This window comes from Phyllobacterium sp. SL163, from assembly GCF_049896885.1.
Taxonomy (GTDB): Bacteria; Pseudomonadota; Alphaproteobacteria; order Rhizobiales; family Rhizobiaceae; genus Phyllobacterium; species Phyllobacterium calauticae.
On record NZ_JAFCVE010000007.1, the window covers coordinates 94,689 to 115,378 of the forward strand.

General features: G+C 59.3%; 22 protein-coding genes. 15 read left to right on the forward strand and 7 right to left on the reverse strand.

Going from position 1 to position 20,690, the window contains the following annotated elements; all coding sequences use genetic code 11:
• Positions 1 to 44: 44 nt before the first annotated feature.
• From ACP7B1_RS16485 to ACP7B1_RS16495, 3 genes are all read right to left on the reverse strand, one after another.
• Positions 45 to 971 carry a tyrosine-type recombinase/integrase gene (locus tag ACP7B1_RS16485; protein ID WP_403171207.1) on the reverse strand — a complete coding sequence of 309 codons (927 nt, stop codon included), beginning with the start codon at positions 969 to 971 and terminating at the stop codon, positions 45 to 47.
• A gap of 330 nt (positions 972 to 1,301) precedes the next feature.
• Entirely contained in the window at positions 1,302 to 2,360 is a 1,059-nt protein-coding gene (locus ACP7B1_RS16490; RefSeq protein WP_346306529.1) for a porin, read from the reverse strand.
• A gap of 69 nt (positions 2,361 to 2,429) precedes the next feature.
• Positions 2,430 to 2,759 carry a DMT family transporter gene (locus ACP7B1_RS16495; protein WP_346306528.1) on the reverse strand — a complete coding sequence of 110 codons (330 nt, stop codon included), beginning with the start codon at positions 2,757 to 2,759 and terminating at the stop codon, positions 2,430 to 2,432.
• A gap of 405 nt (positions 2,760 to 3,164) precedes the next feature.
• Between ACP7B1_RS16495 and ACP7B1_RS16500 the strand changes: the two genes are divergently transcribed.
• The 3 genes from ACP7B1_RS16500 (at position 3,165) to ACP7B1_RS16510 (ending at position 5,971) form a co-directional block, all read left to right on the forward strand.
• Positions 3,165 to 4,289 (forward strand): porin, encoded by a 1,125-nt coding sequence (locus tag ACP7B1_RS16500; RefSeq protein WP_426137123.1) that lies wholly within the window; start codon positions 3,165 to 3,167, stop codon positions 4,287 to 4,289.
• 176 nt (positions 4,290 to 4,465) lie between these two features.
• Positions 4,466 to 5,131 (forward strand): BON domain-containing protein, encoded by a 666-nt coding sequence (locus ACP7B1_RS16505; protein WP_346306459.1) that lies wholly within the window; start codon positions 4,466 to 4,468, stop codon positions 5,129 to 5,131.
• A 174-nt stretch (positions 5,132 to 5,305) separates the two neighbouring features.
• Positions 5,306 to 5,971, forward strand: a complete 666-nt coding sequence (locus ACP7B1_RS16510; protein WP_346306460.1) for a hypothetical protein — start codon at positions 5,306 to 5,308, stop codon at positions 5,969 to 5,971.
• Here ACP7B1_RS16510 and ACP7B1_RS16515 read toward each other — a convergent pair.
• Together ACP7B1_RS16515 and ACP7B1_RS16520 are read right to left on the reverse strand one after the other, a co-directional pair.
• Positions 5,968 to 6,801 (reverse strand): alpha/beta fold hydrolase, encoded by an 834-nt coding sequence (locus tag ACP7B1_RS16515; RefSeq protein WP_346306479.1) that lies wholly within the window; start codon positions 6,799 to 6,801, stop codon positions 5,968 to 5,970. The two genes, ACP7B1_RS16510 and ACP7B1_RS16515, sit on opposite strands and share 4 nt — an antisense overlap.
• An 89-nt stretch (positions 6,802 to 6,890) precedes the next feature.
• Complete coding sequence (locus tag ACP7B1_RS16520) at positions 6,891 to 8,987, reverse strand: lytic transglycosylase domain-containing protein (protein ID WP_346306461.1); 2,097 nt, start codon at positions 8,985 to 8,987, stop codon at positions 6,891 to 6,893.
• 265 nt (positions 8,988 to 9,252) lie between these two features.
• Here ACP7B1_RS16520 and dapA point away from each other — a divergent pair, with 265 nt between their 5' ends.
• Together dapA and smpB are read left to right on the forward strand one after the other, a co-directional pair.
• The gene (gene dapA / locus ACP7B1_RS16525) at positions 9,253 to 10,134 is read left to right on the forward strand and encodes a 4-hydroxy-tetrahydrodipicolinate synthase (protein WP_223611308.1); all 882 of its coding nucleotides are present in this window, start codon (positions 9,253 to 9,255) and stop codon (positions 10,132 to 10,134) included.
• 207 nt (positions 10,135 to 10,341) lie between these two features.
• Positions 10,342 to 10,830 (forward strand): SsrA-binding protein SmpB, encoded by a 489-nt coding sequence (gene smpB / locus ACP7B1_RS16530; RefSeq protein WP_105735936.1) that lies wholly within the window; start codon positions 10,342 to 10,344, stop codon positions 10,828 to 10,830.
• Between the two features lie 21 nt (positions 10,831 to 10,851).
• Here smpB and ACP7B1_RS16535 read toward each other — a convergent pair whose 3' ends face one another.
• Complete coding sequence (locus ACP7B1_RS16535; protein WP_346306463.1) at positions 10,852 to 11,502, reverse strand: uracil-DNA glycosylase; 651 nt, start codon at positions 11,500 to 11,502, stop codon at positions 10,852 to 10,854.
• A gap of 79 nt (positions 11,503 to 11,581) precedes the next feature.
• Positions 11,582 to 12,154 carry an NYN domain-containing protein gene (locus ACP7B1_RS16540; protein ID WP_223611306.1) on the reverse strand — a complete coding sequence of 191 codons (573 nt, stop codon included), beginning with the start codon at positions 12,152 to 12,154 and terminating at the stop codon, positions 11,582 to 11,584.
• 297 nt (positions 12,155 to 12,451) lie between these two features.
• On the opposite strand from ACP7B1_RS16540, the gene rpoZ reads away from it, so the two are divergent.
• From rpoZ to ACP7B1_RS16590, 10 genes are all read left to right on the forward strand, one after another.
• Positions 12,452 to 12,856, forward strand: coding sequence for a DNA-directed RNA polymerase subunit omega (gene rpoZ / locus ACP7B1_RS16545; protein WP_223611305.1), 405 nt, complete (start codon positions 12,452 to 12,454; stop codon positions 12,854 to 12,856).
• 152 nt (positions 12,857 to 13,008) lie between these two features.
• Positions 13,009 to 15,231, forward strand: a complete 2,223-nt coding sequence (locus ACP7B1_RS16550) for a RelA/SpoT family protein (RefSeq protein WP_346306464.1) — start codon at positions 13,009 to 13,011, stop codon at positions 15,229 to 15,231.
• A gap of 10 nt (positions 15,232 to 15,241) precedes the next feature.
• Entirely contained in the window at positions 15,242 to 15,820 is a 579-nt protein-coding gene (pyrE, locus tag ACP7B1_RS16555) for an orotate phosphoribosyltransferase (protein WP_223611303.1), read from the forward strand.
• Between the two features lie 72 nt (positions 15,821 to 15,892).
• A complete protein-coding gene (locus ACP7B1_RS16560) occupies positions 15,893 to 16,453 on the forward strand; it encodes a DUF2062 domain-containing protein (protein WP_346306465.1) in 561 nt (186 codons plus the stop codon).
• Positions 16,450 to 16,854, forward strand: coding sequence for a holo-ACP synthase (acpS, locus tag ACP7B1_RS16565; protein WP_223611301.1), 405 nt, complete (start codon positions 16,450 to 16,452; stop codon positions 16,852 to 16,854). Before ACP7B1_RS16560 ends, acpS begins: the two co-directional genes overlap by 4 nt.
• An 89-nt stretch (positions 16,855 to 16,943) precedes the next feature.
• Positions 16,944 to 17,726 carry a signal peptidase I gene (lepB, locus tag ACP7B1_RS16570; RefSeq protein ID WP_288194245.1) on the forward strand — a complete coding sequence of 261 codons (783 nt, stop codon included), beginning with the start codon at positions 16,944 to 16,946 and terminating at the stop codon, positions 17,724 to 17,726.
• 7 nt (positions 17,727 to 17,733) lie between these two features.
• Complete coding sequence (rnc, locus tag ACP7B1_RS16575; protein ID WP_346306466.1) at positions 17,734 to 18,447, forward strand: ribonuclease III; 714 nt, start codon at positions 17,734 to 17,736, stop codon at positions 18,445 to 18,447.
• Complete coding sequence (gene era / locus ACP7B1_RS16580) at positions 18,444 to 19,382, forward strand: GTPase Era (protein WP_346306467.1); 939 nt, start codon at positions 18,444 to 18,446, stop codon at positions 19,380 to 19,382. The genes rnc and era overlap by 4 nt, the downstream gene beginning before the upstream one ends.
• Before the next feature lie 15 nt (positions 19,383 to 19,397).
• Positions 19,398 to 20,174: a DNA repair protein RecO gene (gene recO, locus ACP7B1_RS16585; protein ID WP_346306468.1), complete on the forward strand. Its 777-nt coding sequence runs from the start codon at positions 19,398 to 19,400 to the stop codon at positions 20,172 to 20,174.
• The gene (locus tag ACP7B1_RS16590; RefSeq protein ID WP_346306469.1) at positions 20,171 to 20,689 is read left to right on the forward strand and encodes a PaaI family thioesterase; all 519 of its coding nucleotides are present in this window, start codon (positions 20,171 to 20,173) and stop codon (positions 20,687 to 20,689) included. Before recO ends, ACP7B1_RS16590 begins: the two co-directional genes overlap by 4 nt.
• Position 20,690: the final 1 nt, after the last annotated feature.

Here is a 20,690-nt window from a genome sequence, read left to right on the forward strand (position 1 = left end):
TCGCATGGGGCAGTCGCGAATATCCGGCTTTTCCGCGCCGGTCGTCAATTCTGCTCCAGCACGACAACGCAGGGATCGAGATCATGCGTTGCCAGATGCGCGTACCGCATGGTCATCTGCAATGTCTGGTGGCCGAGCCAGATCTGCACGCGCCTGATATCGATGCCGCCGCGCACCAGCCGCGATGCGCAGGTATGGCGCAAAATATGCGGCACGACCTGATCGTCTGTCCCCAATCCGACCTCGGCCTTGGCTTCATTCCAGATGGCACGGAAGCGCGGCTGATCGTGCATGGCAAACGGACCCTTCAAGCGCCCGCGTGGAATCTGGGTGACGTCATGGGCGCGCCGGGTCAAAGGCACGGTCCGGCTGCGCCCGGATTTTGTCAGCCAGAAGGTCGAGCGGTTTTCCTGCAGATCGTTCCAGTTCAACCCGATCGCCTCGCCGAGCCGGCACCCCGTATCGACGAGAAAGATGCTCAAACGATAGCTGTCTTCGCATTTGGCGCGAATGGCCGAGAACAGGCGGGCCTCTTCCTCCAGTTCGAGAAAGCGAATCCGGCCCTGTCTTTCCTTTTGCCGCCGAAACTCGGGCAGGCTGTAAATATCGCCCATCTTGTAAGCTTTCCGAAGCAATTTGCTCAAAGCAGCCATTTTGCGGTTGATGGTTGCATTGCTGTTACCGCGCTCGCGGAGCGTGCCGATCACCGAATCGAGCATGTCCTGGGTGAAGACACTGAACCGGTTGCCGGCCAGAATCTCGCTGGTCTCGCCCAGGAAGGATTTGACATTGCCCTTGTGCGAACCGTCGTCCCAGAGAATCCCGATATAGCGCGCTGTCAGCTCGTCCAGAGAATGGTCCCTGACCACGCGATTGCCGGTACGGTCCGCCGCTGCGTAGGTGACGTTGTACTGAAATCGAACCGGGAAGTCCGTGTCTGCCTGTTTGGCACCCATCGATGAAATTGTCATAGGGATCACGCTCTAAATCAGAAAAATATGCATAAGTGAAATATGCAACGAGTTGTAATCGTCTTTCTGAAAAGCACAATCGGGTGGGGAATAGCACTTTAGGATAATACCATCCCGTTCGAGGAAGCCTTGCACAGTTCCCTCAACAGTCCGTTCCCAGCGATATTGCCTCGACATTTCCAAATCTCCTCGGTCCGCGACCGCTTTGCTTTCCTTTCCTGCTAAATGTCTGTGCGCCGTGTTGACGGGCGCTGAAAATGGATTGGTGAAAATGAATTTGGGAAAATCCAGCGCCGGTAAATTCCGGCGCTGGTTCTGTGTGTCATGACATCAGAAATTGCGCTGGAAGCGAAGGAACCCGCCAAACGCGTCATCGCTTCCATTGCTGGCCAGGGATTTGGCCTTACGGGCACCATCGAACTTGGTGTAGTTGAGTTCAGGCGTGATGGTGAAGCCGGGAACCAGTTCGTAGGCGACATTGATTGCGCCGGCGTAGGTCCCTTCGGATTCGTAAGCCAACTGCGCGTTGAACGTGGCCTTGTCCGAAGCCTTGGCGGTCAGACCGCCCCAGATGGCCCAGTCGCCATTCCACGGGCCGTAATAGGAGGTGGTGCGTTTTTCCTTGGCGTGGTCGCCGTAACCGGACTGATAACCGCCCAGAACGAAGGCGGAGACAGTGTCGGTGAACTTTACATCCAGACGCAGCTTGCCGCCAAACTCTTCCACGACGGAATCGTAGCCGGCAACAACGGAGATGCCGCCCCAGGCCTGTTCGAACTTCACGCCGCCAATGATGTGCGGCACGTAATCCACGATCACGTGATCCTTGTCACCCTGTTCCAGGCCGATGAGGGCCGAGAAACCATTGCCGCCGGTGAAGGTGTAGCTGACCTGATTGTCGCCATCTCCGGCATAGGAGATCACGCCGTCTCTGAGGACATTACCGGCCGAACCGGTCCATGTGTCAAAGAGCGAGTCGGTCAGGCCGATGCGGAAGCCGCCGAGCGAGATATAGGCGTGGGGAAGCGACGAACTGTTGTCACCGTTCGTATAATTGAACTGTGTTTCGGCAAAGGAACGCAATGTACCAAGTTCGGTGTCCGAACGGGCATCGAAGCGGATGGTGGCGCGGGATAGAAGTTTCCAGGTACCGAGTTTGCCGCCCTTGGAGACATCATCGCCGCCCTTGGCATCAAACCGCACATGACCGCTGACTTTCAGGCATGTCTCGGTTCCGGGGATGTAGAAGAAGCCCTTGCCGTATGCGTCGCAAACGCGAACATATTCGACAGCTTCCGGTTCGGCGACGACAACTGCATCGGCAGCGCGTGCGCCAGTGACTGCAACGAGAGCTGCAGCGGAGCCGAGTAGAAGGCTCTTGATGTTCATTTCTGACCTCCAGTCAAAGTTTGACGGAAGGCCAGGCGATTCAACGGATTTTTACCGGCAGGAAAGGCTTTAGTGTCCCACGGTTCCCGAGAACAGGTTGACGATGAGAACACCGGCGATAATCAGCGAAAGGCCGATGATTGCCGGCGTGTCGAGCGGCTGCTTGAACCAGAACCAGCCAATGGCGGCGATGAGCACGATCCCGGCGCCGGACCAGATGGCATAAACGATCCCGACGGGCATCGTCTTGACCAGTATGGACAGGAAATAGAAAGCCGCCGCATAACCGGCCAAACAGATCAGCGACGGCCAAAGCTTTGTAAAACCATCCGCTTGCTTGAGCGCCGATGTGGCCGCCACCTCGAAAATTATGGCTACAAAGAGATAGAAATAAGTCATGGCAAACCACCTGTCAGAATCAGTCCGTGCCGCATTTGATTCGATGCATACACTGTAAATATGCCGGTGATGCATGCCCGATTTCGAGTCAAAACACCGTTCCGTTTCCGCCATCGATGCAGAGAAATTGATGAAAATCCGGTTACCTATATTAATGAGTGGTAAAGATTTCGCCGGGGTCGCGACGTTTTCGTGTCATTTGTGCAACAGGGATAAGGCATAGAGGGGCCGCGAGGTGTGGATGCCGACATTCATGGTTGAAACCCCGGAGAGGGCGAGTATGTTCGGTCGCAGAGGAACGGCGTTGATCGCATTTCTTCTAGGACTTAGGGGATGGGGACAAGGTTGTCCTTCAGCCAAATTGGAATGCCCAGACCCATTTTTAACTTTGACTGGAGGTCAGAAATGAACATCAAGAGCCTTCTACTCGGCTCCGCTGCAGCCCTCGTTGCAGTAACTGGCGCACGCGCTGCCGATGCAGTTGTCGTCGCTGAGCCAGAAGCTGTCGAATATGTTCGCGTTTGCGATGCATACGGCAAGGGCTTCTTCTACATTCCTGGTACTGAGACCTGCCTGAAGATCGGCGGCTATCTGCGTTACGACGCCAAGGGCGGCGACAGCGTATACACCGGCGGCCACGTCAACCAGGGCAGCGATCCTGATGGCGACGGCACATACGACAAGCTGACACGTGCAACGATCCGCTTTGACGCCCGTTCGGAAACCGAACTCGGCACACTGCGTTCGTACATTGAAACACGTTTCAACTATAAGAACGGTTCCAACAACAGCTCCATTCCTCAGGCATTCATCGAACTCGGTGGTTTCCGCGTTGGTGTTGCTGACGAACTGTTCGGTTCGTGGACCGGTTATGCTGGCGACGTCATCAACGACGACGTGATCAACTATCAGTCAGGCACTTCCAACCAGATCAGCTACACATTCACAGCTGGTAACGGTTTCTCGGCGATCATCGCTGCTGAACAGGGTGAAGTTGAGTCGGACAACGATGGTGCAAGCCATGACTACCGCATCAACGACTACATGCCACACGTACTTGGTGGTGTGAAGTACGAGCAGGGTTGGGGCGGCATCTCGGCTGTTGCTGGTTATGACTCGGTTATCGAAGAATGGGCCGGTAAGGTTCGTTTGGACGTCAAGATCACCGACGCTGTTAAGGCATTCGTCATGGGTGGCTATCAGTCCAACTTCGACGACAATTACACGACCGGTCACGTCCGCAGCCTGAACTGGTTCGGCCGCTGGGAAGGCGACTGGGCTGTTTGGGGTGGTCTGTCCGCCAAGGTTTCGGATAAGGCAACTGTCAATGCACAGGTTGCATACGAATCCGAAGGCACCGTTGCTGGTACTTTGAACGTTGCTTACGAGCTCGTTCCTGGCTTCACGATCACGCCAGAAATCAGCTACACCAAGTTCGACGGTCATCGTAAGGATATCGCGACCAGCCCCGCTGTCGGCGGTAACGACGATGCATTCGGTGGCATGATCCGCTTCCAGCGCAACTTCTAATCCTTAACAGGATTGAGTTCATAGGACCCGGCAGCGCAAGCTGCCGGGTTTTTCTTTGTGGCGCGCGGCCAGTTTTCCGGCGTTCGCAGTTCGCCGCGAGGCACCGTGTTGATATTCCCACCGACATCGGGCAAGACAGCATTCTGTTCGATTGCCGTAAGGGGAAAATGCCATCCATGCACATTGTTAAAAGCTGGTTCTGGCCTGGTCTGATTACCGTTGCGTGTTTGACAACGCTTGCCGGCTGGTTCCTTGCCGAGCCGATTGACCGCCAACTGACGGAGACCGTCGCTGCCGCATTGGAAGCGGATAACAGCTGGGCCAGCATCGAGGTGGACGGGCGCGATCTGACCCTCAAGGGGGTGGCGCCATCGGCCGAAGCCCTCGCATCGGCACTGAAAATCGCTGAAACGACCGATGGCATTCGCGTGGTCGAGAACGCAGCGACGCTTTTACCCCTGGTTGATCCCTTCAGTTTCGTGGTGACCAAGTCGGATCAGGGCATCCTTTTGTCGGGCAATGTCCCCTATGGCGATACACGCGCCAAGCTTCTGGCTGCGGCTGAAAATGCCATGCCGGGCATTGAAATCCTGGACGAAATGGCCGTCGCGCGCGGCGCGCCGCAGGGATTTGTCGAGCTTGCCAATTTCGCGCTGAAACAGGCATCGCAGCTGATCAGCGGTGAGGTCCGGCTTGCCGGGGAGACCTACAGCATCACCGGAACAGCCGCAAATGCCGCGGATTATGAGTCCGTCACCAACGCATTGAAGACACAACTTCCGGGTAATGGTAGGGTGGGCGAGGTGAAGCTGGCGCCGCCGCCGGCCGGCAATGCCGGGTGATTTCCCGGCGGGAATGCTGATCCAGTGCAATCAACGGGAGCGCGGACAATCATGTATCTCATCACGAAGCTATGGCTCTTTCTGTTGGTGGCCGCTCTTGTCGGTTTCTATGTCGGCTGGTCGACCCAGGGCGGCAAGCGCAACTGATCTGTGTTGAAACTGGGGTAACGAGCTGTGGTCATTTTTCTTCTTCAGGCGCTTTTGCTCATTTCAGCCGCGTTCATTGTCGGCGCCATTTTGGGTCATCTTTTCAAAAAGTTCTCTCCGAAAACCGATTCAGTTTCTCAAGAGTCGACGCGCGCCGCTGACGCCCGTCTCGCCGCCGCAACGCATGTACCGGTCACGCCTGCCAATGACGATGTGAGCAAGCCGCTGTCCGGTCCGGCAATGGTGCCGCCGGCCGAGCCTGTCCCGGCGATGGCATCCCCCGTCGCCGCGCGATCAAAGACGAAAGCTCCGGCCCAAAAGACCGTGGCAAAGACTGCAGGCAGCCGGGCGGTCAGAGTGTCTCAAGACGACACGCACCGCCCCGCTTTGTTGAAAAACGCGCGGCGGGGCAAGCCGGATCGCCTGTCGGACATCGAGGGGATCGGCACCGTGATCCAGTCGGAGCTCCATACGCTCGGCGTGTTTCACTTCGACCAGATTGCGGGTTGGGATGTCGATCAGGCTGCGTGGGTGAGCCGTGCGATTGGCTTTCCCGGCCGCGCCCATCGCGAAGGCTGGATGAAGCAGGCTGCCGATATGATCAGGCAGGCAGGGGACGTCCCCGCCAAGGCAAAGACTGCGGCCAAGGCCAAGCCCAAGGCAGCACCCAAGAAGCCTGCAAAGAGCGGCTAGTCCGCGCGCAAATCAACGCCTGCGCAAAACGCGGCGATCAGCTCGGGCATGCGGCCTGTCTCCAGCAGCGGCGCATGGCCCTGACCCGCAACATTGAACACCTGCAGCGCGCTATGCCGCCGCGCCATCTCGTCAACGGTTTCCTGCGCCAGCAAAGTGGTGTTTTCGCCCCGGATCAGCAGCAGCGGCAGGTCTTTCATCAGTTCGAACTGGGCCCACAAATCCGGCAGTTTTTGCGAATAGTCGATGTTCTCCATCGTCTTGCGGAGATTGGGATCGTAATCCGGGCGGATCACACCGTTGTCTTCGCGGTAGATCATCCGGGCAAAACGCTGCCAGTCGTCCTGGGTCAGGGCAGGGAAGGCTGCTCCGTGCACCGACCGCTGCAACTCTACCGCGTCATTCCAGTCGCCGGGCTGGCGCGTGCCATTGAGATAGGCGCTGATCTGCTGCAGGCCCTCGACCGCTATCTCCGGCCCGATATCATTGAGAATGACGCCGGCGAGAAGCTGTGGCGCGATGGCTGCCAGAATATGCGTGATCAGCCCGCCGCGGGATGTGCCGAGAAAAATCGCCCGGTTGATCTGCAGATGGGCAAGACCGGCAATGACATCGCCCGCTTCCATCCCGATATTGTAGTGCGACCAGTCCGGATCATAGGCTGACAATCCGCGTCCGCGGTAATCGACGCTGATCACCGGGCGTGGCGTCTGCGGGTGCTGCGACAATGACAATGCGAGGTCGTGAAAGTCGCGGCTGTTGCGGGTCAGCCCGGGCAGGCAGACGACCGGCAGGTTGTCGCTTTTGTGCTCGGGCTGGTAAAGCCTCATATGGAGATGCAGGCCATCGGGGGCGTCGAAATGAATGTCGCGCAATAAATCGGCCAATCCGCAATCCTGTTGTTGAGTGTAGAGCCCGGCTAACGCTGCAGCCGTCCGGCGGTCAGATCGCTCTCGATCTGGGCCTTGCCATAGAGCCGCGATTTGTAGACCTCGTAGTTCTCCATGACGCGCTGCACGTAATTGCGGGTTTCCGTGTAGGGAATGCGCTCGATCCAGTCGACGACCTCGTCGACGGATTTGCCGCGCGGATCGCCATAGCGCGAAACCCACTCATTGGCGCGGTTGGGCCCGGCATTGTATCCGGCAAAGGTCAGGACGTAGGAACCGTCGAATTTGGCGATCTGTTCGCCGAGGAAGCGTGCACCCAGGGTGGCGTTATAGGCGGCATCGCCGGTAAGCCGGTCCTTGGAATAGGAAATTCCGGCGCGCTTGGCGACGTCCTTGGCTGTGCCGGGCAGCAACTGCAACAGGCCGCGCGCGCCCGCGCTGGAAACGGCGCTGGCGTTGAACTCGCTCTCCTGCCGGGCGATGGCATAGGCAAGGGCAGCACCGGAACCAGAAATATTGGCATTGCCGGGGATGGCGCCGATGGGATGCGACAGGGCGCCGACGTCGATGCCGCGCTGCGCCGCAATCTTGCCGACGCGCAGGGCGACGAAGTGATTGCTCGTGCGTTCCGCCATGACCGCCAGCAATGCCAGTTCGCCGGGACTGTCGAGTTCCTGGCTCAGGCTGGCGTACAGAATGGCGGCGCGCTGCGCATAGCCGGTGTCTTCCAGGCGCTGGATGGCGCGCACGGCTTCGCGCTGGGCAAAACGGGCGCGATCCGCATCGCTCGGGCGCGGATAGGGCAGTTGCAGGCTCGCCTGTCCGAGCTTGGCGGCGGCCAGCTGGCCATAGAATGTCGTGCCGAAACGCGCCGCACGGCTGTAATAGTCACGCGCATTGCCGCCCGCGCCCGCTTCGGCGGAACGGCCCAGCCAGTAATAGGCGCGCGAGGCGGACATGGGCCGCGACGAAATCTCGGCGATGCGGGCGAAATGGCGCTGCGCCGTCTGCGGGTCCTTGAGCGCCCGCAGGGCATACCAGCCCGCATGGAATTCCGCCTCGGCGGCGACGGACGGGGTTTCGGCGCTGTGCATGGCCGCGATCTTGTAGGCGCGCGTGGCATCGCCGATATCCAGCAGCTCACGCGACAGCACGCGCCGTTCCACCCACCAGGCGTCCGGGTCAATCAGCGATGCCGCATCGCGCGGTGCGGTGGCCAGCACATCGGCCGCTTCCTTGAAGCGTTCCTGGCGGCGCAGATACTGCGCCTTGGCAAAGATGTAGGCCGGGTTCGATTGCCAGGAGCCGGTGACAGCCGCCAGTTTCTGCGCCGCATCCGGCGATTTCTGCAGAACCGCGGCAAAGGCCTGATAGAGCACGTCGGCATTGGCAAGCTTGGCGACGCGGCCGGCGGATTTTGCCTTGCCTTCGTAAAGCATGGTCAGCATGCGCACCAGATGGTCTTCGCGCGGAATGACCTGCGCAAATTCCTTCAGGATCGCCGTTTCCTGCGCATCGTCCAGCTTCTTCGTCCGCCAGAAGGGGCCGAGAACCTGGCGGGCACGGGTGGTGTTGCCGGTGGCGACAAAGGCGCGGGCCAGGATGATGGTGCCTTCGGCCGTCTGCGGCGGGGTGCCGCCAAAGGCATTGATCACCGTAGCCGCCGGCGGATTCTCCTTGAACAGCGCCCGTTCCGAATTGTTGCGGAAGGTCGCCATGCCGGGCCAGCCCGGCAGTTCCGCTGCCGCATGGGCGATTTCCGAGCTGGGAACACCCGGCGCATTCGACAGGCCGATAGCCCAGGTCAGGATATGACGGTCCAGCGCGTCGGCCGGCAGTCCGTTGCGGATACCGAGAGCCTGCTGCACGTCGCCGCCCGACAGGGCATCGAGGCCGCTTTTGAGGCTGCCTGCAATGGCCGACGGTTTCGACGGCTGAGCGATTCCCGCCGTGGTCACCGGATCGGGCTTGGCCATGATCTGTGCTGCGGGGCTGGTCCGTGTCTGGGTGGGGGCAAACGGTTTGAGCGTTGGAATGGGCGGCGTTGAATTTTGCGCAAACGAAGCCGTCGTCACCAGCAGCGATGACGCGAGAAGAACATGACGCAAAACAGAAGTTCTCAGCATTCAGGCAACCAATTTAATCGAAAGGATCACGCGCAGCCCCGGATCCAGAACTGTTGGATCAGATAATAGTGGCGGACGTGTGAAGGCAATCTTAACGAAAGGTTAGCATGGTCCGTTGGTTCTACGCAAAACATCAATTGTATTGCTGTTTTTCATCACGGAAATCATCTTGCCCGGCGAAGGTTGCACGACTATGGTGCGCCACCTCCTGGTTGGCGCCATGCTGGCCCGGCCTTGATCTAACGTTGTTTTCTTGGAGTTCACCATGCTGAAAGGCTCAATCACCGCTCTCGTCACGCCATTCGACCAAAACGGGTCGTTTGACGAGAAAGCCTTTCGCGCATTCCTGGCCTGGCAGCTCGCCGAGGGCACCAATGGTTTCGTGCCTGTCGGAACGACGGGCGAATCGCCGACGCTGTCCCATGCCGAGCACAAGCGCGTGGTCGAAGTCTGCATTGAGGAAGCCAAGGGCAAGGTGCCGGTGATTGCCGGTGCGGGCTCCAACAACACACGCGAAGCCATCGAGCTGGCGCAGCATGCGGAAAAGGCCGGAGCGGACGCGATTCTCGTCGTCACGCCCTATTACAACAAGCCGAACCAGCGCGGCCTCTATGCCCATTACAAGGCCGTGGCCGAATCCGTCTCGCTGCCGATCATCATCTACAACATTCCCGGCCGTTCGATCATCGACATGACCCCGGAGACGATGGGCCAGCTGGCGCATGACTTCAAGAACATTGCCGGCGTGAAGGATGCGACAGGCAAGATCGAGCGCGTTTCGGAACAGCGCATCACCTGCGGTCTGGATTTCATCCAGCTGTCCGGCGAAGACGCGACGGCGCTCGGCTTCAACGCCCATGGCGGTGTCGGCTGCATCTCCGTCACCTCGAACGTCGCGCCGCGCCTGTGTGCCGAGTTCCAGGCTGCGACCCTGCGGGGCGACTTCACCGCGGCGCTCGCCATTCAGGACCGCCTGATGCCGCTGCACAAGGCGCTGTTTATCGAACCAAACCCGACAGGCCCGAAATATGCCCTGGCCAAGCTCGGCAAGATGAACAATTCGGTGCGTTCCCCGCTCGTCCCGATTGAAGCGGCTACCGCCGAACGTATCGATCAGGCGATGAAACATGCGGGTTTGATCAACTGACAATTGAGGTCGTACACTCATAAATCTGGTCGAAATGGACCATATCCTGCGGACGCCGAAACGGCTGCAAGCTGCAGTGTCGAGCCGCTCGGCCGGGGGAAAGACCCCGCCCTTCGCGCCTCTCCTCGCATCTTCTTGCCGTTTCAGGCGCCATTTCGACCAGATTTGTGAGTGTACGACCTACTTGCAAAGCATTATATAGGCCTCATGAACAAGCCCAAAGCTGCCAAAAAACCCATTACGGTTCGCAAGGTCATTGCCGAGAACCGCAGAGCGCGTTTCAATTTCGAGATTCTCGACACGATGGAGGCTGGCATCGTGCTGCAGGGCACGGAAGTCAAATCCCTGCGCAACAACCAGTCCAACATTGCCGAAAGCTATGCCAGTCTCGAAAACGGCGAGTTCTGGCTGATCAATTCCTATATTCCGGAATATCTGCAGGCCAACCGCTTCAACCACGCGCCGCGCCGCCACCGCAAGCTGCTGGTCAGCAAGCGTGAAATGGCACGGCTGGCGCAATCGGTGGACCGCGAAGGCATGACCGTCGTGCCGCTGAAGCTCTATTTCAACGATCAGGGCAGGGCGAAGCTCGAACTTGCCGTTGCCCGCGGCAAGAAACTGCACGACAAGCGCGAGACGGAAAAGCAGCGCGACTGGAACCGTGAGAAGTCACGGCTGCTGCGCGACCGCGGCTGATTGCGTGGGTGCTTCGTACCCTTAAACCGAAGCATCCAGATGCGTGCGCACGGCGGCGAAGACGCTCTTGAACATGGGTTCGGTCAGGCGTCCGGTGTTCGTGTTGTAGCGCGAACAATGATAGCTGGAAAAAATGCGGATATCGCCGATATCGGACTGTCCGCCATGGCTGAACGGAAATTTCGCCACCGGCTGCTTCAGCGACCGCATCGTCGACTGGTGCGCGATGGTGCCAAGGGTCACGATGGCGCGCAGGTTGCGGAACTGCTGGATGGTCGGCGTCAGAAACCGCCGGCAATTGTTGATCTCGCCGCCGACCGGTTTGTTTTCCGGCGGAACACAGCGAACGGCATTGACGATCGCCGCATCGAGCAGTTCCAGGCCGTCATCCGGCCGGGCGGCGAATGTGCCGCGGGAAAAGCCGAATTCTGCCAGCGTGCCGTAAAGCAAATCCCCCGCATAGTCGCCCGTGAACGGACGGCCCGTCCTGTTGGCGCCGCGCAGGCCGGGCGCCAGCCCGATAATGAGCAACTGAACCGACTCAATCCCACCCGCAGGCAGGAAGGCGGGGACTGGTGCGTTGTGCCACGCCGGTTCTTTCACGCGCCATCCGGCGATGAAGTCATGCAGTCGCGGGCAGATCGGGCAATCGGGGGAAGGTTCGACACTCATAGGGCGCTAAAAAGCACAATGCCGCATGGTTTTCCATGCGGCATTTCCGAATCTTTCGACAAATATCAATAAGCGATTATTAGTAATCGACCTGTTCTTCTTCGACACGGCGCGGGGCGCGCTCGGATGCCTCGCGGCCGATTTCGGTGCGTAGCGATGTCAGGTCGATGAAATGATCCGCCTGACGGCGCAGTTCGTCCGATATCATTGGCGGCTGGGTCGAAAGTGTCGAGACGACGCTGACCTTGCGGCCCTTGCGCTGCAAGGCTTCCACCAGGGAGCGGAAATCGCCATCGCCGGAGAAGATAACAAAATGGTCCACCGTGTCCGTCAACTGCATGGCATCGACAGCAAGTTCAATGTCCATATTGCCCTTGATCTTACGGCGGCCGGCAGAATCGGTAAATTCTTTTGCGGGTTTCGTAACAACCTTATATCCGTTGTAATCAAGCCAATCGATCAATGGGCGTATCGATGAGTATTCCTGATCCTCTACAAGCGCTGTATAGTAATACGCGCGAAGCAAATAGCCTCTTTTCTGGAAAGCTGTAAGAAGTTTGCGATAGTCAATATCAAATCCCAGTACCTTTGAGGCTGCGTAGAGATTTGCACCATCGATAAACAAAACGATCTTTTCACGTGGATCAAACATAATAAGGTTCCATTTCAAAAAGGTGAGCTTCAATTTCAAATCAGCTAGAAGGTAATAAAGCTCGATCTGATCTTATACGAAAGTAGCATATTTACTACGTCGGGTTCGGTGAAAAGCCAATAGCTGGGCGGAAAATTTGTCCGAATTTTGGATAGAACCGCTCAATCTATGGTGATTGTTTTTTACTGTTAAACAGCCCGTGTCGAACCTGTTGACGGCTTTTGCTTGTTTTTTCCGTGTAACCGCGTTATGTCCCGCTTAATCCGCTAATTCAGTTAAAAATGAAAGGGGCAGCTCATGGCCCGCGTCACTGTTGAAGATTGCGTTGACAAGGTCGAAAACCGGTTTGAACTGGTTTTGCTCGCCAGTCACCGCGCGCGCCTGATTTCACAGGGTGCAGCGATCACCATCGATCGCGACAATGATAAGAATCCGGTTGTTGCCCTGCGCGAAATCGCAGAGGAAACGCTTTCGCCGGGCGACCTCAAGGAAGATCTGATCCACTCGCTGCAGAAGCATGTGGAAGTCGATGAGCCGGAAGCCGTTGCTGTGGTACCGCAGGTCACCTCCGGCGACAGCGAAGGCAATGAGATTGCCGAGATCGAAGCCGACGACAATGTTTCCTTCGACAGCATGTCGGAAGAGGAATTGCTGGCCGGTATCGAAGGTCTGGTAGCTCCGGAAAAAAGCGACGACTATTAATCAAATGTCGCGCTTTCAGCGCGACTGATTGCCGGTTCAGGCTATCGTGATGCGTCGCAGTCTTTCTGCGGCGCATTATTTTTGCGTCTTGGTAACGCAATTACCATATATCGCTCGATAATTTAGAGTTTTGGGTTTGGAGGCTTCCGTCCATGATGCGTCAGTATGAGCTTGTCGAGCGTGTTCAGCGTTACAAGCCTGACGTCAATGAGGCGCTTCTCAACAAAGCCTATGTCTATGCCATGCAGAAGCATGGTCACCAGAAACGCGCATCGGGCGATCCGTATTTTTCCCATCCGCTCGAAGTGGCCGCGATCCTCACCGACATGCATCTGGACGAGGCGACGATCGCCATTGCCCTGCTGCACGACACCATCGAGGATACCTCGGCAACCCGGCAGGAAATCGACACGCTGTTCGGACCCGACATCGGCAAGCTTGTCGAGGGCCTGACCAAGCTGAAAAAGCTGGACCTCGTCTCGAAAAAGGCCGTGCAGGCGGAAAACCTGCGCAAGCTGCTTCTCGCCATTTCCGACGATGTGCGGGTGCTGCTGGTCAAGCTCGCCGACCGCCTGCACAATATGCGGACCCTGCATCACGTGCCGCCGGACAAGCGTTTGCGCATTTCCGAGGAAACCATGGATATCTATGCGCCGCTCGCCGGGCGCATGGGCATGCAGGATATGCGCGAGGAACTGGAAGGGCTGGCCTTCCGCTACATCAATCCCGAAGCGTTCAACGCCGTGACCAACCGGCTCGCCGAGCTGATGGAAAAGAACCGCAGCACGCTGACGCAGATCGAAACCGATCTTTCCAGCCTGTTCGAAAAGCGCGGCATCAAGGCCAGTGTCAAAAGCCGGCAGAAGAAGGCCTGGTCGGTGTTCCGCAAGATGGAAAGCAAGGGGCTCTCCTTCGAACAGCTCTCCGATATCTTCGGCTTCCGCGTCGTCGTCGATACCGTCGCCGATTGCTACAATGCGCTTGGCATCATCCATACCACGTGGTCGATGGTGCCGGGCCGCTTCAAGGATTATATCTCGACGCCCAAGCAGAACGACTACCGTTCGATCCACACCACCATCGTCGGTCCGTCGCGCCAGCGTGTCGAACTGCAGATCCGCACCCGCGAAATGAACGACATTGCCGAATACGGCGTGGCCGCCCACTCGATCTACAAGGATCGCGGCAGCGCGCAGAACCCGCATGTCATTTCGACCGAAACCAACGCCTATGCGTGGTTGCGGCAAACCATCGAAGCGCTCGCGGAAGGCGACAATCCGGAAGAGTTTCTCGAACACACCAAGCTGGAGCTGTTTCAGGACCAGGTTTTCTGCTTCACGCCGAAGGGCCGGCTCATCGCCCTGCCGCGCGGGGCAACGCCGATCGATTTCGCCTATGCGGTGCACACCAATATCGGCGACAGCTGCGTCGGCGCCAAGGTCAATGGCCGCATCATGCCGCTGATGACCGAATTGCATAATGGCGATGAGGTCGAGATCATCCGCTCCAAGGCGCAGACACCGCCGGCCGCCTGGGAATCGGTGGTTGTCACCGGCAAGGCGCGCGCTGCCATCCGCCGTGCCACGCGCATTGCGGTGCGCAAGCAGTATTCCGGCCTCGGCACGCAGATTCTCGAGCGGGCTTTCGAGCGGGCGGGGAAAGTCTATTCGCGCGATGAACTCAAGAAGGGCCTGCCGCGCCTAGCGCGGAAAGAGATCGACGATGTTCTGGCCGCCGTCGGGCGGGGTGAATTGCCGTCCTCCGATGTCATGAAGGCGGTCTATCCGGAATATCAGGACTCCAAGCCCAAGCCGACGCCGAGCGAGCGCGAGGAAGGCTGGGTCAATTTCCGCAACACGTCGGGCATGATCTTCAAGATGCCGGAAGGCAGCGACGGCGCAGCGGGATGGGAGCCGGGCGGCCCGCATGCCCTGCCGATCCGCGGGGCAAGCCCCGACATGCCCGTGCACTTTTCGCCGGAAGGCGCGGTGCCGGGAGATCGCATCGTCGGCATTCTCCAGCCCGGTGCGGGCATGACCATCTATCCGATCCAGTCATCGGCGCTGATGGCCTATGACGACCAGCCGGAGCGCTGGATCGACGTGCGCTGGGATATCGACGAAAGCAGGCGCGACCGCTTCCCGGCCCGCATCAACATTTCGGCGATCAATGCGCCGGGTTCATTGGCAGAAATCGCTGAGATCATCGCCGCCAACGAAACCAATATTCACAATCTCTCCATGGTCCGCACGGCGCCTGACTTTACGCAGATGATCGTCGACCTGGAGGTCTGGGATCTGAAACATCTCAACCGGATCCTGTCGAAACTCAAGGAAAGCAAGTGCGTCAGCGACGCACAGCGCGTGAACGGATAGAGGGGCACACATGAATACGGATGAAGTTCTGCAGGTATTTCGCGAAGCAGGGGCAGTGCTGGAAGGGCACTTTATCCTGACATCGGGCTTGCGCAGCCCGACATTCCTGCAAAAGGCCCGCGTGTTCATGCACGCCGACAAGACCGAGCGCGTGTGCCGTGCGCTGGCCGACAAGATCAGGAATGCCGGTCTTGGCCCGATCGACTACGTGGTCGGACCAGCCATCGGCGGCATCATCCCGGCCTACGAAACATCGCGCCATCTCGGCGTCCCGGCCATCTGGGTCGAACGCGAGAACGGTGTGTTCCGCCTGCGCCGCTTTGAAATTGCCAAGGGCGCGCGCGTCGTCATCGTCGAAGATATCGTGTCGACGGGCTTGTCGATCCGCGAAACGGTCACCACCTTGCAGGAACTGGGTGCCGAGGTTCTGGCCGCCGCCTGCATTATCGATCGCTCCGCCGGCAAGACAGATGTCGGCGTGCCGCTGATTGCACTGGCGGAATATGAAGTCCCGGCCTATCCTGCTGACCAATTACCGCCTGAGCTTGCCGCAATTCCGCCCGTTAAGCCTGGTAGTCGTAATATTTGATTAACCAAAAGACGTGAGCGCTTGAGCCAGTTGCGCACTCGCTGGCTCCGGCGTCGAGGGACTTGAATACCAATGCTCTTCAAACGGCGTATCAAACCGGGCTTCCGTGAACGGATGCGTACTGCAGTGTGGCCGCGCCGCTCGGTCGGCCGGTCGCTGCGCTATTTCGGCAAGCGTGTTCTGCGGCTGCGGGCGACCCCGCACGCCATTGCGGCAGGGCTTGCCGCCGGCATTTTTTCCTCGTTCATTCCCATTCTCGGCGTGCATATCGCCGTGGCGCTGGCGATAGCCTGGATCATCGGCGGCAACATCGCCGCCGCCATCCTTGGCACGACGCTCGGCAATCCGCTGTTCCTGCCGTTTATCTGGGGCGCGACGCTGGAGGCCGGGCGGTTCATCCTGAGCGGCGGTCCCAGCGACGAGCCTTTCCCACACCACCTCGGCCATATGCTGCGGCATCTGGATTTCGCCGAATTGTGGGGCCCGATCGTCAAGCCGATGCTGATCGGTGCGATCCCCCTCGGTTTCATCGCCGCCCTTGTGGTCTATTTCCCGACCCGCTGGATCGTCGCCAGCTTCCAGAACCGCCGCAAGGCCGGTTATGCGCTGGAAAAGGTGGCCGAACCCTCATGATCATCGGGATCGGCAGTGACCTGATTGATATAAGACGCATTGAAAAGACATTGGAGCGGCATGGCCAGCGCTTCATCGATCGCGTCTACACGCCGGTCGAGCAGGCCCGCTCCGAACGGCGCAAGCTGCGCGCTGCTTCCTATGCCAAGCGTTTTGCCGCCAAGGAGGCCTGCGCCAAGGCGCTCGGGACGGGGCTGTCCGAAGGTGTTTTCTGGCGCGACATGGGGGTGATCAACCTTCCGAGCGGCGCGCCGACGATGCGGCTGACCAATGGTGCGGCCCGTCGGCTTGAGGCGATTCTGCCCGCCGGACATACCGCGCACATCCATGTGACGATCACCGACGATTTTCCGCTTGCGCAAGCATTCGTGATTATCGAAGCGCTGAAAATCGTGGAATAGCCGCAATCAAACGCCATTGAGCAGAGCTATGTAGCATTGCTCCCTGCAGATTCAGCGGTTAAGAGGGTGCAGCTTAGAAATTTGGAGATATGACGAGCGTGAGCGACAAATCTGTTGTGAAAAAATCTGGCGGTCTTGGCGAGACGATCAGCGTTGTCGTGCAGGCCCTGCTGCTCGCTCTGGTGATCCGGACCGTGCTGTTCCAGCCGTTCAACATTCCGTCCGGTTCGATGCGTCCGACCCTGCTTGAGGGCGATTATCTCTTCGTTTCGAAATTCTCCTACGGCTTCTCGAAATACTCCATTCCCTTTGCGCCGAACCTGTTTTCCGGGCGCATCTGGGCCAGCGAGCCGCAGCGCGGCGACATTGCCGTGTTCCGCAAACCCAACGATACATCGCTGGATTTCATCAAGCGCGTCGTCGGTCTTCCCGGTGACCGTGTGCAGATGCGTGGCGGCGTGCTTTACCTCAATGACGTCGCCGTGCCGCGCGTCAAGGTCGGCCAGATCAACAATCCCGATGTCACCGAAGTCAACCGCCCCGTGGATGTCTACCGCGAAACGCTGCCGAACGGCGTGACCTATGACACGCTCGATTTGACCCCCAACGGCCTCGGCGACGATACGCGTGAATTCGTTGTGCCTGCCGGCCATTATTTCATGATGGGTGACAATCGCGACAATTCCGCCGACAGCCGCTTTGACGTGGGCTACGTGCCCTTCGAAAACTTCATCGGCCGTGCCAACATCATCTTCTTCTCCATTGCCGGCAAGGCGAGCCCGCTGGAACTGTGGCGCTGGCCGTCGGAGCTGCGCTTTGACCGTCTGCTTCACAGCGTGAACGGAACCTCCTTCACCCCGAAGAGCCAATGAGCCGCCCATGACCCTGTCCGCTGACGCCGTTCGCAGACTGGAGGAGCAGACGAGCCACACATTTCGCGACCTCGCCCGCCTGGAGCGCGCGCTGACCCATGCCAGTGCCCGCCAGTCGGTCGGATCGGATTATGAACGGCTCGAATTCCTCGGCGATCGCGTTCTCGGGCTGGTCATTGCCGAAATGCTCTTCCGCGCCTATCCGACCGCGAGCGAAGGGGAATTGTCGCTGCGCCTGAACTCGCTGGTCAATGCCGATACATGCGCTGCTGTGGCCGATGAAATCGGCCTGCATGAATTCATCCGCACCGGTTCCGATGTGAAGGGACTGGCGGACAAGCGGCTGAAAAGCCTGCGTGCCGACGTGGTGGAATCGCTGATCGCAACGATTTATCTGGACGGCGGGCTGGAAGCGGCGCAACCTTTCATCCAGCGGTATTGGGATGCCCGCTCGCGCGAGATCAACTCGGCGCAGCGCGATCCCAAGACGGAATTGCAGGAATGGGCACACCAGCAGGATGGTGCCCAGCCCATATACAGCGTGGTCGAACGCACCGGCCCGGACCACGATCCACAATTTACGGTGAAGGTAGAGGTGAAGGGTTTTGCGCCAGCCACCGGCATGGGGCGCTCCAAGCGCATTGCCGAGCAGGAAGCGGCCGTTGCCCTGCTTTACCGGGAAGGCGTCCGTCAGAAGACGCAGGAAGAAGGACAGATATGACCGACCAGGACGTAACGCCGGAAACGGCCCAGCCCGAAGGCCCGACGCGTTCGGGCTTCATCGCCTTGATCGGCGCGCCGAATGCCGGCAAGTCGACGCTGGTCAACCAGCTGGTCGGCAGCAAGGTTTCGATCGTCACCCACAAGGTCCAGACCACGCGCGCGCTGGTGCGCGGCATCGTCATTCACGACCGCACGCAGATGGTGCTGGTCGATACCCCCGGTATTTTCAAGCCCAAGCGCCGGCTCGACCGCGCCATGGTGACGACAGCCTGGGGCGGCGCCAAGGATGCGGACCTCATTCTCGTGCTGATCGACGTGGAAGAGGGCATCAACGAAGAGGCGGAAGCCATTCTGGGTAGCCTGCACGAGAAGAAACGCAAGGTCATTCTCGTCCTTAACAAGGTCGACCGCATCGAAGCGCCGAAACTCCTGGAACTGGCGCAGCGCGCCAACGAGAAGGTGAATTTCGACAAGACGTTCATGATATCGGCCCTGAAGGGCTATGGCTGCAAGGATCTGTTGAAGTACCTCGCGGACAACCTGCCGGAAGGTCCGTGGTATTATCCGGAAGACCAGATTTCCGATATGCCGATGCGCATGCTGGCGGCGGAAATCACCCGGGAAAAGCTTTACCTGCGCCTGCACAATGAGTTGCCGTACTCGTCGACCATCGAGACCGAAAGCTGGGAGGAGAAGCCGGATGGTTCCGTCCGTATCCAGCAGGTGATCTATGTCGAGCGCGACAGCCAGAAGAAGATCGTGCTCGGCCACGAGGGGCAGGCGATCAAGGCCATCGGCCAGTCCGCCCGCAAGGAGCTGATGGAAATCCTCGAACAGAAGGTCCATCTGTTCCTGTTCGTCAAGGTGCGTGACAATTGGGGTAATGATCCCGAGCGTTACCGCGAAATGGGCCTTGAATTCCCGCACGGATAGCGCGAGTCTCGCCTCATGGAATGGCGGGATGAAGGAATCATACTCGGAACGAGGCGGCACGGGGAAACCAGTGCGATCCTCGAACTGATGACGCGCGCGCATGGCCGCCATATGGGGCTGGTGCGCGGCGGCCGCTCCCGCCGCATGCAGCCGCTGCTGCAGCCAGGCAACCGGGTGGATGTGATCTGGCGCGCGCGCATTGACGAGCATCTTGGCATGATGCAGGTCGAGCCGGTATCCTTTGCCGCCGCCCGGCTGATCGAACAGCCCGTCGGCCTCTATGCGCTGCAGCTGGCTGCCGCGCATCTGCGCCTCCTGCCGGAGCGTGATCCGCACCAGGGCCTTTTCGAGACACTCGCCATCATCCTCGAACATTGCGACGACCCGCTGATCTCGGGTGAATTGCTGCTGCGCTTCGAGGTGATGATGCTGGAGGAGCTGGGTTTCGGGCTCGACCTGAAACGCTGCGCGGCGACGGGCAGCGGCGACAACCTTGCCTATGTCTCGCCGAAATCCGGCCGGGCTGTATCGCGCGATGCCGGTGCGCCCTGGGCCGACAAACTTCTGGCGATGCCGCCATTCATGATCAGTTCGAAGGTGCGGGCGGCGTCGCTCGCCGAACTGACGGATGCTTTCCGTCTGACCAGTTTCTTCTTCACCCGTCACGTCTGGGAACCGCGGGCGCTGAAGGCGCCGGAGTCGCGCGACGGGTTTTTGACGGCGGTATCGCGCTCGATAGCAAGGACGGCAGGGCAGGGCCAGGCCGCACAGGAAAGGTCAGCACAATCATGAGTTCAGATACCATGCCTGCCATCGCGTTTCCCGGTGGCATCGGTACGCTGCCGCTTGCCGATCTGGCAAAGCGCAGCGGTCTCGACATCCTGCAGGCAATGCTGCGCGGGGAGTATCCCGCCCCGCCCATGGCCAAAACCCTGTCCTTCACCCTGCATGAGGTCGAGCCCAACCGGGTCGTCTTCACGGGCGTCCCGGCGCCGGAACATCTCAATCCGCTGGGCGGCATCCACGGCGGCTGGGTGGCGACACTGATGGATTCTGCGCTGGCCTGCTGCGTGATGACGACCCTGAAGCCGGGCGAAGCCTACACCACGGTGGAATTCAAGGTGAATCTGGTGCGGCCGCTGTCGCCCGATACCGGCCCTGTCTTCTGCGAGGGCAAGCTGGTGCATCGCGGCCGCACGCTGGCGACCTCGGAAGCCTTCCTGCGCGATGCCAACGGCAAGCTGCTGGCCCACGGCACCGAGACGTGCGCGATTTTCCCGCTCGAAAGTTTCATGCGCGGCGGCTGAG

What these genes read in the sequence shown, in the direction of transcription:
- ACP7B1_RS16485 (WP_403171207.1), bottom strand. Translation starts at nt 971, where the DNA reads ATGACAATTTCATCGATGGGTGCCAAACAGGCAGACACGGACTTCCCG.
- ACP7B1_RS16490 (WP_346306529.1), bottom strand. Translation starts at nt 2,360, where the DNA reads ATGAACATCAAGAGCCTTCTACTCGGCTCCGCTGCAGCTCTCGTTGCA.
- ACP7B1_RS16495 (WP_346306528.1), bottom strand. Translation starts at nt 2,759, where the DNA reads ATGACTTATTTCTATCTCTTTGTAGCCATAATTTTCGAGGTGGCGGCC.
- ACP7B1_RS16500 (WP_426137123.1), top strand. Translation starts at nt 3,165, where the DNA reads ATGAACATCAAGAGCCTTCTACTCGGCTCCGCTGCAGCCCTCGTTGCA.
- ACP7B1_RS16505 (WP_346306459.1), top strand. Translation starts at nt 4,466, where the DNA reads ATGCACATTGTTAAAAGCTGGTTCTGGCCTGGTCTGATTACCGTTGCG.
- ACP7B1_RS16515 (WP_346306479.1), bottom strand. Translation starts at nt 6,801, where the DNA reads ATGAGGCTTTACCAGCCCGAGCACAAAAGCGACAACCTGCCGGTCGTC.
- ACP7B1_RS16520 (WP_346306461.1), bottom strand. Translation starts at nt 8,987, where the DNA reads ATGCTGAGAACTTCTGTTTTGCGTCATGTTCTTCTCGCGTCATCGCTG.
- dapA (WP_223611308.1), top strand. Translation starts at nt 9,253, where the DNA reads ATGCTGAAAGGCTCAATCACCGCTCTCGTCACGCCATTCGACCAAAAC.
- smpB (WP_105735936.1), top strand. Translation starts at nt 10,342, where the DNA reads ATGAACAAGCCCAAAGCTGCCAAAAAACCCATTACGGTTCGCAAGGTC.
- ACP7B1_RS16535 (WP_346306463.1), bottom strand. Translation starts at nt 11,502, where the DNA reads ATGAGTGTCGAACCTTCCCCCGATTGCCCGATCTGCCCGCGACTGCAT.
- ACP7B1_RS16540 (WP_223611306.1), bottom strand. Translation starts at nt 12,154, where the DNA reads ATGTTTGATCCACGTGAAAAGATCGTTTTGTTTATCGATGGTGCAAAT.
- rpoZ (WP_223611305.1), top strand. Translation starts at nt 12,452, where the DNA reads ATGGCCCGCGTCACTGTTGAAGATTGCGTTGACAAGGTCGAAAACCGG.
- ACP7B1_RS16550 (WP_346306464.1), top strand. Translation starts at nt 13,009, where the DNA reads ATGATGCGTCAGTATGAGCTTGTCGAGCGTGTTCAGCGTTACAAGCCT.
- pyrE (WP_223611303.1), top strand. Translation starts at nt 15,242, where the DNA reads ATGAATACGGATGAAGTTCTGCAGGTATTTCGCGAAGCAGGGGCAGTG.
- ACP7B1_RS16560 (WP_346306465.1), top strand. Translation starts at nt 15,893, where the DNA reads ATGCTCTTCAAACGGCGTATCAAACCGGGCTTCCGTGAACGGATGCGT.
- acpS (WP_223611301.1), top strand. Translation starts at nt 16,450, where the DNA reads ATGATCATCGGGATCGGCAGTGACCTGATTGATATAAGACGCATTGAA.
- lepB (WP_288194245.1), top strand. Translation starts at nt 16,944, where the DNA reads ATGACGAGCGTGAGCGACAAATCTGTTGTGAAAAAATCTGGCGGTCTT.
- rnc (WP_346306466.1), top strand. Translation starts at nt 17,734, where the DNA reads ATGACCCTGTCCGCTGACGCCGTTCGCAGACTGGAGGAGCAGACGAGC.
- era (WP_346306467.1), top strand. Translation starts at nt 18,444, where the DNA reads ATGACCGACCAGGACGTAACGCCGGAAACGGCCCAGCCCGAAGGCCCG.
- recO (WP_346306468.1), top strand. Translation starts at nt 19,398, where the DNA reads ATGGAATGGCGGGATGAAGGAATCATACTCGGAACGAGGCGGCACGGG.
- ACP7B1_RS16590 (WP_346306469.1), top strand. Translation starts at nt 20,171, where the DNA reads ATGAGTTCAGATACCATGCCTGCCATCGCGTTTCCCGGTGGCATCGGT.